17 protein-coding genes are annotated in these 14745 nt (G+C 73.3%); 16 read left to right on the top strand and 1 reads right to left on the bottom strand.

Features of this window, described 5'->3' with window-relative positions; all coding sequences use genetic code 11:
- Window positions 1-42: 42 nt before the first annotated feature.
- The 13 genes from cpaB to QHG49_RS13290 all read left to right on the top strand — a co-directional run bounded on the left by cpaB (window position 43) and on the right by QHG49_RS13290 (window position 11554).
- Window positions 43-753, top strand: a complete 711-nt coding sequence (cpaB, locus tag QHG49_RS13350; RefSeq protein ID WP_301489799.1) for a Flp pilus assembly protein CpaB — start codon at window positions 43-45, stop codon at window positions 751-753.
- A 12-nt stretch (window positions 754-765) separates the two neighbouring features.
- Window positions 766-2043, top strand: a complete 1278-nt coding sequence (locus QHG49_RS13345) for an AAA family ATPase (protein ID WP_301489795.1) — start codon at window positions 766-768, stop codon at window positions 2041-2043.
- Window positions 2044-2392: 349 nt separating this feature from the next.
- Window positions 2393-2797 carry a TadE family protein gene (locus tag QHG49_RS13340; RefSeq protein WP_159708517.1) on the top strand — a complete coding sequence of 135 codons (405 nt, stop codon included), beginning with the start codon at window positions 2393-2395 and terminating at the stop codon, window positions 2795-2797.
- A gap of 1 nt (window position 2798) precedes the next feature.
- Complete coding sequence (locus QHG49_RS13335) at window positions 2799-3188, top strand: TadE/TadG family type IV pilus assembly protein (protein ID WP_159704533.1); 390 nt, start codon at window positions 2799-2801, stop codon at window positions 3186-3188.
- 13 nt (window positions 3189-3201) lie between these two features.
- Window positions 3202-4539 carry a CpaF family protein gene (locus QHG49_RS13330; protein ID WP_145492826.1) on the top strand — a complete coding sequence of 446 codons (1338 nt, stop codon included), beginning with the start codon at window positions 3202-3204 and terminating at the stop codon, window positions 4537-4539.
- A gap of 7 nt (window positions 4540-4546) precedes the next feature.
- Window positions 4547-5494 (top strand): type II secretion system F family protein, encoded by a 948-nt coding sequence (locus tag QHG49_RS13325; RefSeq protein ID WP_301489791.1) that lies wholly within the window; start codon window positions 4547-4549, stop codon window positions 5492-5494.
- Between the two features lie 14 nt (window positions 5495-5508).
- Window positions 5509-6396: a DUF5936 domain-containing protein gene (locus tag QHG49_RS13320; RefSeq protein ID WP_145492822.1), complete on the top strand. Its 888-nt coding sequence runs from the start codon at window positions 5509-5511 to the stop codon at window positions 6394-6396.
- A 734-nt stretch (window positions 6397-7130) separates the two neighbouring features.
- Window positions 7131-8591 carry a sensor histidine kinase gene (locus tag QHG49_RS13315; protein WP_370530572.1) on the top strand — a complete coding sequence of 487 codons (1461 nt, stop codon included), beginning with the start codon at window positions 7131-7133 and terminating at the stop codon, window positions 8589-8591.
- A 19-nt stretch (window positions 8592-8610) separates the two neighbouring features.
- Window positions 8611-9366, top strand: coding sequence for a response regulator transcription factor (locus QHG49_RS13310; protein ID WP_301489788.1), 756 nt, complete (start codon window positions 8611-8613; stop codon window positions 9364-9366).
- 125 nt (window positions 9367-9491) lie between these two features.
- The gene (locus QHG49_RS13305) at window positions 9492-9689 is read left to right on the top strand and encodes a Flp family type IVb pilin (protein ID WP_037664603.1); all 198 of its coding nucleotides are present in this window, start codon (window positions 9492-9494) and stop codon (window positions 9687-9689) included.
- Window positions 9686-10303, top strand: coding sequence for a pilus assembly protein TadG-related protein (locus QHG49_RS13300; protein ID WP_301492765.1), 618 nt, complete (start codon window positions 9686-9688; stop codon window positions 10301-10303). Before QHG49_RS13305 ends, QHG49_RS13300 begins: the two co-directional genes overlap by 4 nt.
- Before the next feature lie 44 nt (window positions 10304-10347).
- On the top strand, window positions 10348-10923 hold the full coding sequence (locus QHG49_RS13295; protein WP_301489783.1) for a hypothetical protein: 576 nt from the start codon (window positions 10348-10350) through the stop codon (window positions 10921-10923).
- Between the two features lie 7 nt (window positions 10924-10930).
- Complete coding sequence (locus tag QHG49_RS13290) at window positions 10931-11554, top strand: OmpA family protein (RefSeq protein ID WP_145492342.1); 624 nt, start codon at window positions 10931-10933, stop codon at window positions 11552-11554.
- A gap of 17 nt (window positions 11555-11571) precedes the next feature.
- Here the strand turns inward: QHG49_RS13290 and QHG49_RS13285 are convergent, their stop codons facing one another.
- A complete protein-coding gene (locus QHG49_RS13285) occupies window positions 11572-11955 on the bottom strand; it encodes a DUF192 domain-containing protein (protein ID WP_159704551.1) in 384 nt (127 codons plus the stop codon).
- Window positions 11956-12026: 71 nt separating this feature from the next.
- Here QHG49_RS13285 and QHG49_RS13280 point away from each other — a divergent pair, with 71 nt between their 5' ends.
- From QHG49_RS13280 to QHG49_RS13270, 3 genes are all read left to right on the top strand, one after another.
- The gene (locus QHG49_RS13280) at window positions 12027-12311 is read left to right on the top strand and encodes a hypothetical protein (RefSeq protein ID WP_370530457.1); all 285 of its coding nucleotides are present in this window, start codon (window positions 12027-12029) and stop codon (window positions 12309-12311) included.
- A gap of 45 nt (window positions 12312-12356) precedes the next feature.
- A complete protein-coding gene (locus tag QHG49_RS13275; RefSeq protein WP_301489780.1) occupies window positions 12357-13142 on the top strand; it encodes a methyltransferase domain-containing protein in 786 nt (261 codons plus the stop codon).
- A 688-nt stretch (window positions 13143-13830) separates the two neighbouring features.
- Complete coding sequence (locus QHG49_RS13270; RefSeq protein WP_159704556.1) at window positions 13831-14604, top strand: isoprenyl transferase; 774 nt, start codon at window positions 13831-13833, stop codon at window positions 14602-14604.
- Window positions 14605-14745 lie beyond the last annotated feature (141 nt).

Genomic DNA, 14745 nt, shown 5'->3' with positions numbered 1-14745 from the left:
ATATCCCGAACGGCCGATTCCCCCAATGAGGTTGCACGGTTCATGAACTCCCGTCAGCGCCGCGGCGTGATCCTCCTGCTCCTGTCGGTCCTGTGCGCCCTGCTCGCGTTCGCCGGCGTGCTCTCCGTCGTCCACGACGTCGACTCCAAGGTCGGCCCCGAGGTCACCGCCTACCGGGTCCGCTCCGACGTGAAGCCGTACACCACCCTGGACGCGGGCCAGTTCGAGAAGGTCAGGATGCCCAAGCGGTGGCTGTCCGGGACCGCGGTCACCGATCTGCGACAGCTCCAGGGCAAGATCGCCGTCACCACGCTGCGCGCCGGTTCCCTGCTCCAGAGCGACATGATCGTGGACCAGCCCGCCCTCCAGCCCGGACAGCAGGAGGTCGCCATCATGATCGACGCGGCGACGGGCGTGGCGGGGAAGATCACCCCGGGGTCGCGGGTCAATGTCTACGCCACCTTCGCGGGCAAGAAGGAGAGCGACCCCGACCAGTCGAAGATCATCGTGACCGGCGCGCGTGTCCTCGACGTCGGCCGGATCACCGCGCTGGACCCGGACGCCGGCAAGAACAGCCAGCAGCAGCCGAGCGAGGCCGTCCCGATCACCTTCGCGCTGTCCACCCTCGACGCCCAGCGCATCACCTACGCCGAGTCCTTCGCCCAGCGCGTCCGGCTGGCGCTGGTGGGACCCGGCGGCGACACCGGCGTCCCGGACAAGGACCGCACCTACGAACTCGCGACGGACAAGTGAGAGGCGGCCCGCATGCCGACCAGGATCCTCCCGGCGGGCGCCGACCCGGACGCCGTCCGCTCCCTCGTCACCCTGCTCAGCCAACTGCCCGACGCCGAACCGCAGCCGCCGGTCACCGACTCCACCCAGCTGGTGGACGCCCTCGCCCGGCTCGCCGCCGAGTCCGTGGACGAACTGCCCGAGGTGCTCGTCGTCCATGAACGCATCGGCCCCGCACCGGCGTTGGAGCTGATCCGGGAGATCGCCCTGCGCTTCCCGGCGGTCGGCGTCATCCTCGTCACCACCGACGCGAGCCCCGGTCTGTTCGCGGCCGCCATGGACTCCGGCGCCCGGGGCCTGGTCGCGCTCCCGCTGTCGTACGACGAACTGTCCGCCCGGACGCAGGCGGTCGCCCAGTGGTCGACGGAGGTACGGCGCCACCTCGGCCAGGGCGGCGAGGCACCGGCCGGCTCCGGCGGTACGGTCGTCACGGTCAGCGGCGCCAAGGGGGGTGTCGGCGCGACGCTCACGGCCGTACAGCTCGCGCTCGCCGCACAGGCGTCCGGGCGCGCCACCGCGCTGGTCGACCTGGACCTCCAGTGCGGGGACGTCGCCTCCTACCTGGACATCCAGTTCCGGCGCTCGGTCGCCGACCTCGCCGCCATCAGCGACATCTCGGCGCGGGTCCTCGCCGACGCCCTCTTCCGCCATGACACCGGGCTCGCGCTGCTGCTCGCGCCCGGCGAGGGGGAGCGCGGCGAGGAGGTCACCGACCGCGCCGCCCGGCAGATCGTGCGCGCCCTGCGCTCGCGCTACGAGGTCGTGGTCATCGACTGCGGCGCGCAGCTCGGCGGGGCGGGCGCGGCCGCGATCGAGACGGCCGACACCGCGCTGCTGGTGACGACCCCGGACGTGATCGCGGTACGCGCGGCCAAGCGGACCGTGCGGATGTGGGACCGGCTCCAGATCCGCAAGGCCGAGGAGACCACGGTCGTCGTCAACCGGCAGAGCCGGCACACCGAGATCCAGCCGGCGCTGGTGCAGCGGATCACCGGTACGGCGCTGGCGCGCACCGCCGTGCCCGCCAACTTCAAGGAACTCCAGGCGGTCGTGGACGCGGGGCGGGTCCATGAGCTGGACGCGCGCAGCACGGTGAAACAGGCGCTGTGGGCGCTCGCGGGGGAGCTGGGGCTCGCGCGGGCGGCGGAGGGCGCGCACCGGGGCGGGGCACGGGGCGGCGCGGGCGGCGGCGGGCGCGGTGGGCCGCGCGCCGGGGCGCGCGCCGGGGGCCTTCGGCGGCGGAAGGAGTGAGCCGGTGACGAAGAGGGGCAAGAGGGGCGCGGATCGGGGCCGGGCGGGCGACGGAGGCCGGGTATGCGTCGAAGGCCGGGCAGGCGACGAACTCCGGGCAAGCGCTGAAGGCTGGGCGAGCGACGCGGGTCGGATGAGTGCTTCGGGACCGATGAGCGATGCGGGCCGGATGAGCGGCGCAGGCCCGACGAGCGGCGCGGGCCGGATGCGCGACGTGGGTCGGGTGCGCGGCGCGGGCCGGATGCGCGACGTGGGTCGGGTGCGCGGCGCGGGCCGGATGCGCGACGTGGGTCGGGTGCGCGGCGCGGGCCGGATGGGCGACGCGGGTTGGGTGCGCGGCGCGGGCCGGATGAGCGACGCGGGTTGGGTGCGCGATGCGGGCCCGAGGGGTGATTCGGGTCAGGTGAGCATCGAGTTCCTCGGCATGACACCGCTGATCCTGCTCACGCTGGTGCTCGTGTGGCAGGCCGTACTCGTGGGGTACACCTTCACGCTCGCCGGGAACGCCGCCGACGAGGCGGTCCGGGCCGGTACGGCGGCGCCGCCGGGCGGTGCGCGCCAGGCGGCCTGTTCGGCGGCGGGGCGCAAGGACCTGTCGGCGGCGTGGCGGGGGGACGCGACGGTGAGCTGCGGCGGGTCCGGCTATGTCACGGCCGATGTCTCCCTGAAGGTCCCGGTGCTCTTCCCGGGCCTGTTCGCCTTCCCGGCGCGGGTGCACGGCCACGCCGGCGCGGTGGAGGAGGCGAAGGACTGAGATGCGTCATCCGAGCGGGCGTCATGACCGTCGGGATCGCCGTGATCGTCGTGAAAGGCGTGAGCGGCGTGAGCGCGGCCAGGTCGCCATCGAATACCTGGGGTTCCTGCCCGTGCTGCTGATCGTCGCCCTCGCCGGCATCCAGCTCGGCGCCGTCGCCTACGCCGCCGAGCAGGCCGGTACGGCGGCCCGCGCGGGGGCACGGGCCGCCTCGCTGCGCCAGGACGCGCAGCAGGCGTGCGCGGCGGCGGTCGGCGGGGGGATGCGGGTGAGCTGTGCGCAGGGCGGCGGGGGCGGCTCCGTGACCGTGACCGCGACCGTCCGGATCCCGAAGATCGTGTGGAGCTTCGGGGACGCCACCAAGTCGGCGACCATGCCGCTCGACCACTGAGGAGCCGGGGACCATGAGCCTGCGGGCACGCATCAGCACTCCGGAGGAGCACGGCAGCCGGGGCGAGGACGGGCATCTGGTCGCCGCCTACCGGGCCAAGCTGCTGGAGGAGATCGACCTCGCGGAGATGGGCGCGCTGGCCGCCGCGGAGCGCCGCAGCCGTCTCGAACGGGTGCTCGGGCACATCATCAGCCGGGAGGGCCCGGTGCTCTCCACGGTGGAGCGCGCCCAGCTGATCCGGCGGGTGGTGGACGAGGCGCTGGGCCTCGGCATCCTCGAACCCCTCCTGGAGGACACCTCGATCACCGAGATCATGGTGAACGGGGCGGACGCGATCTTCGTCGAACGCGGCGGCCGGGTCGAGCAGTTGCCCCTGCGGTTCGCCTCCGCGGACCAGCTGATGCAGACCATCGAGCGGATCGTGTCGACCGTCAACCGCCGGGTGGACGAGTCGAATCCGATGGTGGACGCCCGGCTGCCGTCCGGCGAGCGCGTCAACGTCATCATCCCGCCGCTGTCGCTGACCGGGCCCGTCCTCACCATCCGCCGCTTCCCGCGCTCCTTCACCCTCCAGGAGCTGATCGGGCTCGGCTCGCTCGACGAGCCCATGGTGTATCTGCTGGCGGGGCTGGTGCAGGCGAAGTTCAACATCATCGTCTCGGGTGCGACCGGCACCGGCAAGACGACCCTGCTCAACGCGCTGTCCGGGCTCATCCCGCCGCACGAGCGCATCATCACCATCGAGGACTCCGCCGAACTCCAGCTCCAGCAGAGCCATGTGGTCCGGCTGGAGTCCCGGCCGCCGAACGTCGAGGGCAAGGGCCAGGTCACCATCCGCGACCTGGTGCGCAACTCGCTGCGGATGCGGCCCGACCGGATCGTGGTCGGCGAGGTCCGCGGCGGCGAGTCCCTCGACATGCTCCAGGCGATGTCCACCGGCCACGACGGCTCGCTGGCCACCGTGCACGCCAACAGCGCCGAGGACGCCCTCACCCGGCTCCAGACGCTCGCCTCCATGTCCGACGTGGAGGTGCCGTTCGTCGCGCTGCACGACCAGATCAACAGCGCCGTCGACGTCATCGTCCAGCTCACCCGGTTCGCCGACGGCGCCCGCCGGATCACCGAGATCGCGCTGCTGGACAGCCACGGCGGGGAGCCGTACCGGCTGGCCAGCGTCGCCCGCTTCGAGGCGGAGCCGATGACGGCGGACGGCCGGGTGCCCGGCGCCTTCGCCTACTTCCCGCTGCCGCGCCGCACCGCCGACCGCCTGCACATGGCGAGCCAGCCCGTCCCGGGCGCCTTCGGCGTCGCCCGCACCGCCGACCAGCTCGCCACCCGAGAGGCCAGGTAGGCCCCCCATGGAACTCCACACCCTCGTCCAGCTCACCCTCGGGGCGGCGCTGCTGACCTGCGTGCTCGCGGTGCTCGGCGTGCACAGCTACGCCCGGGGCCGGGCCCGGCGCGCCGAGCTGGTGGACCGCCTCACGCACACCGGGCCGCCGGTCACCGGCACCGGGCGCAGGCGGCACTTCCGCGATCTCGACCGGCGGCTGCGCCGTACCCGCTTCGGCCGCTGGCTCGAACGGCGCCTTATCACCACCGGTCTGGACATCACCCCGGGCGAGTTCTTCGTCGCCATGCTCGGCACGGTCGCCGCGCTCTGGCTGATCGGACAGGCCGCGCTCGCGCCGTTCTTCGGGCCGATCGCCGGGCTGCTGGGCATCTGGGCGGCGGTGCAGTTCCTCAACTGGCAGCGGCGCAGGCGCATCGAGCGGTTCATCGGCCAACTCCCGGAACTCGCCCGCATCCTGGCCAACGCGACGCAGGCGGGGCTGGCCCTGCGTACCGCGATCGGGATGGCGGCGGAGGAGCTGGAGGCCCCGGCCGGGGAGGAACTGGTCAAGGTCGCCGACCAGTTGGCGATCGGGCACTCCCTGGACGACGCGCTCGGGGAACTCGCCGAGCGCCTGCCCTCGCGTGAGCTGGTCGTGCTGGTGACGACGCTGGTGCTGTCCAACCGGGCCGGCGGGCAGGTCGTCTCCGCGCTGCGCAACCTCACCGAGACGCTGGAGGAGCGCAAGGAGACCCGGCGCGAGGTCCGCACCCAGCTCTCCCAGGTGACCATGACGTCGTACGCCGTGCCCGTTCTCGGGGTCGGCGCGTTGTTCCTGATGAACGGCGTCCGGGACGGCGCCCTGGCCCGGATGACCGGCTCCCCGGTCGGCCAGGGCTGCGTACTCGTCGCGTTCGGGCTGTACGCGGTCGGTTTCGTCCTCATCCGGCGGCTCAGCCGCATCGACGTGTGAGGGAAGGAGGATCCATGGCCTTGCTGCTCGCCCTGCTGATGGGCGTCGCCGTGTGGGGGATCTTCACCGGCGTGCGCATGTACCGCGCCGACGCCAGGCTCCCCGCCGACCTCGCCGTCGCCCTGGAGGTCGGCGCCACCCGCACCGGCGCGGTGGGCTCCGTCATCGACCGCATGGGCATGCGGTACGCGCCGCTGGTGCTCCGGCTGATGGGACCCCGGCTGGTCGCCCGCTACCGGCGCCGGATCGACCTCGCGGGCAACCCCGGGGGCCTGACCATCGACCGGTACGCCGCCCGCCGCGCGGTGTACGGCGCGCTGGGCGGCGTCGGCTTCCTGGTGTTCCTGCTGCGCGGCCAGTGGTTCGTGGCGGTGCTGCTCCTGCTGTTCGGGGCGTTCTGGACGGAGGTCGGGATCTGGTCGGCGATCCGGGTCCGCCGGGACGTGATCGAGCGGACCCTGCCGGACTTCCTGGACGTGCTGGCGGTCGTGGTCAGCGCCGGGCTCGGCTTCCGGCAGGCGCTGGACCGGGTGGCGTCCCGCTACGAGGGCCCCTGGGCCGACGAACTCCGCATCACACTGCGCCAGATGGACCTCGGCATGAGCCGCCGCCAGGCCTTCGCGGAGCTGCGCCGGCGCAACGACTCCGAACAGGTCGCCATGTTCGTCACGGCGCTCCAGCAGGGCGAGGAACTGGGCGCGCCGATCGTCGACACCCTCGTCTCCCTGGCCAAGGACATGCGCCGCACGGACGCCCAGAACGCCCGCCGCAAGGCCGCTCGCGCGGTACCCAAGGCCACGCTGATGATCACCACCTTCATGGTCCCGGCCACGATGCTGCTCCTCGGCGCGGGCCTGATCCTGGGCTCGGGCGTCGACTTCGGTTCCCTCACGGGGAAGTGAGGCCGGTGGGACGCGGGGGAGCGAGGAGTGCGCGGGGGGTGTGGTCGAAGGGGGCGCGGGATGTGGGGGCGGGGGTCGGTGAGGTGGTGCCGGGGGGTGTGGTGGGCCGTGCTGGGTCGGCGTCGGGTGCGGCGAGCCCTGCCGGGTTGACGTCGGGTGTGGCGGGTTCCTCCGGGCCGGGGGCGGCTGATCCGGTGGCTCGCGCCGAAGGGGAGCCGGGTGATGCGGCGGTCGGCGGCTCCTCGTCGGGCCTCGCACCGGGTCTTGCCGAGCCGGGGCGGGACGGCGTGGTGGCTTTCGCCGGGTCCGTGCCGGGTGATGGTGCGGCTTTCGCCGAATCCGCGCCGGGTCTTGCGCCGGGTCCTGTCGAGTCGGGGCCGGATGGCGTCGCGGCTTTCGCCGGGCGCGCTTCGGACGATGGTGCGGCGGGTGATGCTGCGGCTCCCGTCGAGCCCGCGCCAGACCTGGCGCCGGGTCTTGCCCGGACGATGCCGGCCGACGGGGCCGCCCCCGCCGAGCCCGTGCGGGCCGGTGCGATGGGCTTCGCCGAGCCTGCGCCGGGCGGTGCGATGGGCTTCGCCGAGCCTGCGCCGGGCGGTGCGATGGGCTTCGCCGAGCCTGCGTCGGGCGGTGCGATGGGCTTCGCCGAGCCTGCGTCGGGCGGTGCGATGGGCTTTGCCGAGCCTGCGTCGGGCGGTGCGACGGGCCCCGCCGAGCCCGCCACGGCCCACGCGATGCCCCCTGCCCGCCCCTCGCCCCCGCCCCTTGCCGGGCCCCCTGTCCGCCCCTCGCCCTCGCCCCTTGCCGGGCCCCCTGCTCGCCCCTCGCCCCCGCCCCTTGCCGGGCCCCCTGCCCGCCCCCCGTCCCCGTCCTCCGGCGTCCCCCCTGCTGTCCGGCCCCCGTCCCCGCCCTTCGCCGTACCCCCCGCCGCGCCTCCGGCCGACCCCACCACCCCCGGACCCCCCTCCGAGCAGCTCCAGGTCCGTGCGCTTCAAGCCATGTGCCGGCAGGTCTTCGGGTTCCGGCTGGCCATGATCGTCGTAGCGGCGCCCGCGGCCCTGCTGCATGCCGCGCCCGGGGTCGGGGTGCGGCTCGTCGGGGTGGCGGTCGTCGTCGCGGTCATGGTGTCGTACGTCCTGTTCCGGGACTGGGAGCGGTTCGGGCCGCTGCTGCTGCGGCACCCCGCGCTGCTCGCCGCCGACACCCTCGTCGGCTCGCTCCTGCTGGTCTCGGCCGGGCCCGACACCACGCTCGCCTATGCCGGTGTCTGCACCCCGCTGCTCGCCGGGCTGCTCTACAGCTGGCGCGGGGCGGCCTGCTTCGCCTCGCTCCAGGCGCTGATCCTGTTCGTCGTCCACCTCACCCTGAAGGCCGACCGGTCCGCCCCCGTCGCCGAGGCCCTGCTGCTGCCCGGCCTGTGTGTCGTCGCCGGGGCCATGGGCTCGACCCTGCGCGGCCTGATGCTCCGCTTCGGCACCGCCACCGAGGCGCTGACGGCGGTCCGCGTCCGGCTCGCCGCGGCGGAAGCCGTGAGCGCCGAACGCGCCCGGCTGGCACGGGAGATGCACGACTCCGTCGCCAAGACCCTCTACGGCGTCGCCCTCGCCGCCGACGGCCTCGCGGCCACCGCCACGGCCCCCGCCCCCGACCCGGCCCGCATCCGCGAACAGGCCGAACTGGTCTCCCGCTCGGCCCGCCGCGCGGCGACGGAATCCCGGGAACTGCTCATGGACCTACGACGCGAACAGCCCGAGCCGACCGCGCCGGCCAAGCCGTTCTGGTCCGAACTCGCCGACGCCGTACGAGACTTCGCCGCCCGCACGGCACTCGACGTCACCTGCGTCTGCACGGACCCCCCGGCCACCCTCCCCGCGCTGCCCGCCGCCCCGGCCCGCGCCCTCCTCGCCGTCGCCACGGAGGCGCTGGAGAACGCCCACCGGCACGCCGAGGCGACCCGGGTGGACGTACGGCTGTGCGTCGACGGAACCCTGCTGCGGCTGACGATCCACGACGACGGCCGCGGCCTGCCCCCCGGCACCACCCTCGAACAGCTGCGCGCCCGCGGCCACTTCGGCCTGCTCGGCATGGTCGAACGCGCCGCACACGCGGGCGCCCGCATCCGCATCGGCCGCGGCACCCACCCCCGCGGCACCGAGGTACGGGTCGAACTCCCCCTGCGCACCCAGGATTCCTGAAAGGAGGCCCGGCACACCCATGCGGCAGCACACGAACGACCCCGGCATACCGGCCTTCCCGCCACCGGCCCGATTGAGGCTGCTGGTGGCCGACGACAACCCCGTGGTGCGCGCCGGACTGACCGCGCTGCTCACGGACCGCGCCGACACCACCGTGGTGGCACAGGCGGCGGACGGCCGCGAGGCGTACGACGCCGCGCTCCGGCACCATCCGGACGTCATCCTCCTCGACGTCCGCATGCCCGGCGTCGACGGCATCTCGGCATTGCCCCACCTGGCGCGCCTCGCGCCCGTCATGATGCTCACCTACAGCCATGAGGCCGAGACGGTGCGGGAGGCGCTGCGGCTGGGGGCGGGGGGATACCTGGTGCACGGCGAGTTCACCACCGAGCAGCTGGTACGCGCCGTACGGGACGTCCACGAGGGCCGGCCGCATGTGACGCCGGGGGCGACACGGGCGCTGGTGGACGGATTGCGGGGGAGTGCAGCTGCACACACGAGTTCTCAACTCGCCGCAACGGAAGGCCAAAATACCTCCCCTCCTCCTTCACAACTGCAATCCTCTATGGGACAGTCGATCCGCTCGCGGTTCCGGCTGAGTGTCAGGGAGGCGGAGATCATGGACCTCATCGCGTCCGGCATGACCAACCAGCAGATCGCCGCCGCCTGCTTCATCAGCGAGAAGACGGTCAAGAACCACATCAACCGCATCTTCGCCAAGCTCCAGACCGCCACCAGGTCCCAGGCCGCGGCGAAATGGCTGGGGGTGGCGTGAGATGCCGGACCGGACCGGCGCCGACGCCGTGAAATGGGCCCGGGGTTGGGCCCTGGGACCCTCGGCCGAGCGGGTGGCCGCCTCGTACGGTGCCCCGATCGGACGCGCAGCTGGAGGGGACAACCGTGAGCAAATGGTTCAACACCACCGTGACGTATCTGATGACCCGCGCCGCGCGGAACGACCGGGGACAGACCGCGGTGGAGTACCTCGGCATCATCGCGGTGGTGGTGGCGATCGTGCTGGCGATCACCGGGACGAGCATCGGGCAGACGATCTACGACGCGATCACCTCGAAGATCTCCGAGGTCACCGGCGGCTGACCCGGCCGGTCCGCGACGCAGGGCAGGCCTTCCCCATCTATCTCACGGTGGTGGCGGGCCTGCTCTTTCTCGCGCTCGCCTACCTCGCGGTCGGCCAGGCGGCGGTGAACCGGGGCGGCGCCCAGACCGCCGCCGACGCCGCGGCGCTCGCGGCGGCCCAGGACGTGCGGGACCAGCTCACCGGCCAGTGGCTGAAGGTGCTGCTCGACCCGGCCGAGTGGCAGGCCGTCCTCGACGGTGACGCGCCCCTCGACGACGACCCCTGCGCGCGGGCCGGGGAACTGGCCGGGCAGAACGACGCCCGGCTGACCGGGTGCGCCCCGGACGGGCCGCTGAAGTACTCGGCCGAGGTGCGCACCGGCAAGTCCGTCGGCCACTCCGTCGTACCCGGCACGGAGAAGTTCCGCTCGACGGCCTCCGCCACCGCCGAGATCGAACCCCTGTGCACCTTCGTGCTGCCGCCGAAGGGCGCCGGGGACGGTGCCGAACGGGGCGCCGCGAAGGCAAACCTGCCCCGGCTCACCTGCAAGGACAAGGTGTGGGACCTGGACCCGGACGACCCGTCGGGACTTCCCGGGCCCGAGGACCTCTTCGATGTGCATCTGGCCGACTGACGAACGACCGACTGGCGAACGATGAGTGACGAAGGAAGCGGACTATGACCATGCGGTTCACCGCGAAGACCCGCAGAGGGATGGTCGCCCTGGCCGTCGCGGCCGGACTGGCCGCGGGCGCGGCCGGATGCGGCACAGGCGGCGGCGACGGCAAGCGGCCGGAGAAGACGGCATCCGCTTCCAGAACGGCCGGGGCGGGGCCCAGCGCCCAGGAGGGACAGTCGGACGAACCGCTGGCCGAACTGCGCGGCTCCGACGGCCTGAGCCTCCAGATCACCTCCGCCCAGCGGGACTCCGGCGGGTTCGTGACGGTCAACGGCACCCTGAAGAACGACGGCGCCCAGAACGTCGTCATCCCCTCCGCGCTCAGCGGCAACGAGACCGAGATCATCAAGAACGGCAGGTCCCTGGGCGGGGCCACACTGGTCGACCCGAAGGGCAAGAAGCGGTACTACGTGCTGCGGGACACCGAGGGCCGGCCGCTGACCACGACGGGCTTCTCGACCCTGCGGGCCGGTGACACCCTCGCGGTCTTCATGCAGTTCCCGGCGCCTCCCGCGAACCAGGTGGAGTTCCAGCTGCCCACCTTCTCCTCCGCCACCCTCCCCATCTCCGGCTGAGGCCCCCGTGACCACCCGACCCCGTCTCACGCTCACCCTCGCCTCCGCCGCGTTCCTGCTCGCCGCGACCCTCACCTCCGCGCACGCCGACGGCACCGACCCGACCGAGCCCCCCGACACCGCGCCGTCCGCCGCCGCGCCCGTGAAGATCGACCCCAGGGACCCGGACCTCAAGCTGCCCGAGGGCGCCACGCTCGCGCAGCCCAAGGTGCTGGACATCAAGTCGGTCGTGGAGGACCAGAGCGGGGACGAGCGCCGCGAGGACACCAACGCGGACGTCACCTTCGCCCTCCAGGCCGAGGTCCTCTTCGGCAAGGACAGCGCGCGGCTCGGCGACGACGCCAAGGCCCGTATCGCCGCCATCGCCGACGAGATCAGGAAGCAGCACGCCACCCAGGTCCGCGTCTTCGGCTTCACCGACGACCTCGGCTCCTCCAGCCACGGCGTCCTGCTCTCCCGGCAGCGCGCCAACGCCGTCCAGGCCGTCCTCGGCCAGGACCTCGGCAGCCCCGACATCACCTTCGAGGTGCGCGGCTACGGCGAGCAGTACCCCATCGCCGACAACTCCACGGAGGAGGGCCGCAAGAAGAACCGCCGGGTGGAGGTGTCCTTCCCGCGCACCGCGGACTGACGGCGGCGACCGACGGCTCACCCGCCCTCGCCCTCACCGCCGTCCACCTCCACCCGCAGCCCGGCCCGCAGCCCCCACTCCGCCATCGCCCCCGCCTCCGCCTCCAGCACATGCCGGGCCCGCGGTCGGGGCAGGCCCAGGCGGCCCGGCCTCATGGTGCGGACGGCGCGGACCGTCAGCCGGCGGTCCAGGTACGCCACGTCGATGGGCATGCGCATCCCGAAGGTGTGGATGCTGTTGGCCGGGGACAGCAGCAGCGCGCCGTCGACACCGGTCCGGCCGAGCAGGCCCCTGGTGCGGGCCCGGTAGGAGGCCGCGATCTCCAGGGGGACCTCCACCGCCCCGGGCTCCCCGGGGATCCGCAGCACTCCCCGGCCGTCCCGCCACCGTCGTCGCGCCATCGTTGCCTCCACCGTCAACGGGCCTGCCCCGTAAAGCGTTAGTCCCCAGGCCCGCATGACTTCACTCGGCGTTGTGTTCCGGCCCCGCACCCCCGAGCGGCTGCGGGCGGGGACCGGACTGCTGCCCCGTACCGCGCCTGCCCGGCGCCGGGGCCGACGGCACGCCGCTCACCCGCGCCCCCTCCCCGGACGGCGTACCCGAGACCCGCCGGCCCATCGAGGAGGACCGGGCGCAGGCCGGACGCGTCGAGCCGCACCGGGTGGTGGTCCGTCTCCTGGCCGCCACGGGCTCCGGCGCCGCCGAACGGGTCCGGGCCGGTCCCGCCGCCGAGCGCGCGCGGCCCCGCGGCGGGTGAAAAAAGGGGAGGACCGGGGCGGCGGCGCTCGTCATCATGGAGGGCATGACTCAAGCCCGCCGCTCCTTCACCGAACTCGTCGCCGAGGGGACCGCCGTGCCCACCGACGGGTGGGACTTCTCCTGGTTCGAGGGACGGGCCACCGAGGCGCGGCCCTCCTGGGGGTACGCGCGCTCGGCGGGGGAGCGGCTGGCCGGTGCCGAGGCCGCGCTGGACATCCAGACCGGCGGCGGGGAGGTGCTGGCCTTCAGCCTCGGCGCCGCCGCCCCGGCCCGCCCCCGGCTGGTCGCCGCCACCGAGGGCTGGGCGCCGAACACGGCCAGGGCCACCGCGCTGCTGCGGCCGCACGGCGTGGTGGTGGTCGCCGCCCCGGACGACGCGCCGCTGCCGTTCGCCGGTGAAGCCTTCGACCTGGTGCTCAGCCGGCATCCGGTGGTGCCGCACTGGGACGAGATCGCGCGGGTGCTGCGGCCGGGCGGCACGTACTTCGCCCAGCACGTCGGGCCCGCCAGCGTGTTCGAGCTGGTCGAGTACTTCCTCGGACCGCAGCCGGAGGCGGTGCGCCGGGGGCGGGATCCGCTGCGGGAGCGGGCCGCGGCCGAGGCGGCGGGCCTGGAGATCGTCGCGCTGCCCGCGGAGCGGCTGCGGATGGAGTTCCACGACATCGCCGCCGTTGTCCACTTCCTGCGCAAGGTCGTCTGGATGGTGCCCGGGTTCACCGTCGAGGCGTACGAGCCCCAACTCAGGGCGCTGCACGAGCGGATCGAGCGGGAGGGCCCGTTCGTCGCCCACAGCGCGCGGCACCTCTTCGACGCCCGCAAGCCCTGCTAGGCCCCTCGGGGGCCCGCAGTGTCCACATCGTTATCGGACATGGTTCACACCAGCCCCACCCGTCACGTAAGTTCAGACCAACGCAATTCGCGCCAGCAAAGCAGCGCGGGTGGTACCGCGCAGTGGAGGGGGCTGCGCGGTGCCGTGAAACGGGGGGATCGCCCCGTGGGGGCGCGCGGCGGCCGTCAAGACACCGTTCGCTCGCCGGGTAGTCCCTCGGGGGGATCCGGGGGCAACACGCCGACGCGACCCCGGATGGCGGCAAGTCTCCGAATTCCTTCGGTTTTCAGCCCCTCCGCCCAGGTTTGCCTGGGATTCCCCGGCGAATCTCCCGGGAAGACCCCCTGAATCCATCGTTCCGCATCCAGCGGGGCGTTTTCGGGCGACTCCGGAGAGTAGTTGTGGGGCGCCAATGCCCCCATCCGCCCTTACGAAGGGTTATGGTGGAAACCCCCCCTCGGGCCGGTCCGTCTCCCCCCCACGGACCGGCCCGTTTTTTCTTGGCCGCGCGAGAGGTTCCGACCGGGAACCGGTCACCACCCGGCGCGCGTCCCTACAGCGAGGACCGGAGTCCCGATCCCGCCCCGCCCCCTCGCCCCCGCCTTACCAGGGCCGGACCAGGGCCCGGGCAGCGGTAGGCTCGACGGGCCCGGCATCCGTACCCCGCGCCAACCCCCCGGAGGGCCACGTGAACCTGCGCGACAAACTGCGCGGCCTGCTGGTCAGGCTCTACGCACGCCGGGTGGAGGGCCACCTCGACCACGCCCAGGTGCCCAAGCACATCGGCGTCATCGTGGACGGCAACCGCCGCTGGGCGAAGGCGTCGGGCTCCACCACGGTCCACGGCCACCGGGCCGGCGCGGAGAAGATCGAGGAGTTCCTCGGCTGGTGCTCCGAGACCGAGGTCGAGGTCGTCACCCTGTGGCTGCTGTCCACGGACAACTTCGACCGCGCGCAGGCGGAACTGGCCCCCCTGCTCGGCATCATCGAGGACGTCGTACGCACCCTCGCCGCCGACGGCCGCTGGCGGGTGCACCACGTGGGCGCCATGGACCTGCTGCCCGCGGGCATGCAGGCCACCCTCAAGGAGGCCGAGGAGACCACCGCCCACACCAAGGGCATAGTGGTCAACGTGGCCATCGGCTACGGCGGCCGGCAGGAGATCGCCGACGCCGTGCGCTCCATGCTCTACGAGGCCCACGACAAGGGCGTCGCGATGACGGACCTCGCCGAGTCCGTCGACATCGACATGATCGGCCGTCACCTCTACACCAGCCACCAGCCCGACCCGGACCTCGTCATCCGCACCAGCGGGGAGCAGCGGCTGTCCGGATTCATGCTGTGGCAGACCGCCCACTCGGAGTACTACTTCTGCGACGTCTACTGGCCGGCCTTCCGCAAGGTCGACTTCCTGCGCGCGCTGCGCGACTACGCCGCACGTCATCGGCGGTTCGGCGGCTGAGACACGCCCGGGGGCCCCGTCGGTGAGATCACCGGCGGGGCCCTCGCGCATCTCCGTTCGAACGGTCGTCACCAGGAGTTCACCGCCGCTGCGGTGGCCGCTTTTGCATGGCCGCGCTCGTTCGAGGGCATAGACCAAGCA

It is taken from the genome of Streptomyces sp. WP-1 (assembly GCF_030450125.1).
GTDB lineage: Bacteria > Actinomycetota > Actinomycetes > Streptomycetales > Streptomycetaceae > Streptomyces > Streptomyces incarnatus.
Note: the sequence above shows the minus strand (reverse complement) of the source record. Positions and strands in the feature narration are given on the sequence as shown.

Bases quoted from the DNA above. Each gene is read 5' to 3' on its own strand.
- cpaB (WP_301489799.1), top strand. From the start codon at position 43: ATGAACTCCCGTCAGCGCCGCGGCGTGATCCTCCTGCTCCTGTCGGTC.
- QHG49_RS13345 (WP_301489795.1), top strand. From the start codon at position 766: ATGCCGACCAGGATCCTCCCGGCGGGCGCCGACCCGGACGCCGTCCGC.
- QHG49_RS13340 (WP_159708517.1), top strand. From the start codon at position 2,393: ATGAGCGACGCGGGTTGGGTGCGCGATGCGGGCCCGAGGGGTGATTCG.
- QHG49_RS13335 (WP_159704533.1), top strand. From the start codon at position 2,799: ATGCGTCATCCGAGCGGGCGTCATGACCGTCGGGATCGCCGTGATCGT.
- QHG49_RS13330 (WP_145492826.1), top strand. From the start codon at position 3,202: ATGAGCCTGCGGGCACGCATCAGCACTCCGGAGGAGCACGGCAGCCGG.
- QHG49_RS13325 (WP_301489791.1), top strand. From the start codon at position 4,547: ATGGAACTCCACACCCTCGTCCAGCTCACCCTCGGGGCGGCGCTGCTG.
- QHG49_RS13320 (WP_145492822.1), top strand. From the start codon at position 5,509: ATGGCCTTGCTGCTCGCCCTGCTGATGGGCGTCGCCGTGTGGGGGATC.
- QHG49_RS13315 (WP_370530572.1), top strand. From the start codon at position 7,131: ATGCCCCCTGCCCGCCCCTCGCCCCCGCCCCTTGCCGGGCCCCCTGTC.
- QHG49_RS13310 (WP_301489788.1), top strand. From the start codon at position 8,611: ATGCGGCAGCACACGAACGACCCCGGCATACCGGCCTTCCCGCCACCG.
- QHG49_RS13295 (WP_301489783.1), top strand. From the start codon at position 10,348: ATGACCATGCGGTTCACCGCGAAGACCCGCAGAGGGATGGTCGCCCTG.
- QHG49_RS13285 (WP_159704551.1), bottom strand. From the start codon at position 11,955: ATGGCGCGACGACGGTGGCGGGACGGCCGGGGAGTGCTGCGGATCCCC.
- QHG49_RS13275 (WP_301489780.1), top strand. From the start codon at position 12,357: ATGACTCAAGCCCGCCGCTCCTTCACCGAACTCGTCGCCGAGGGGACC.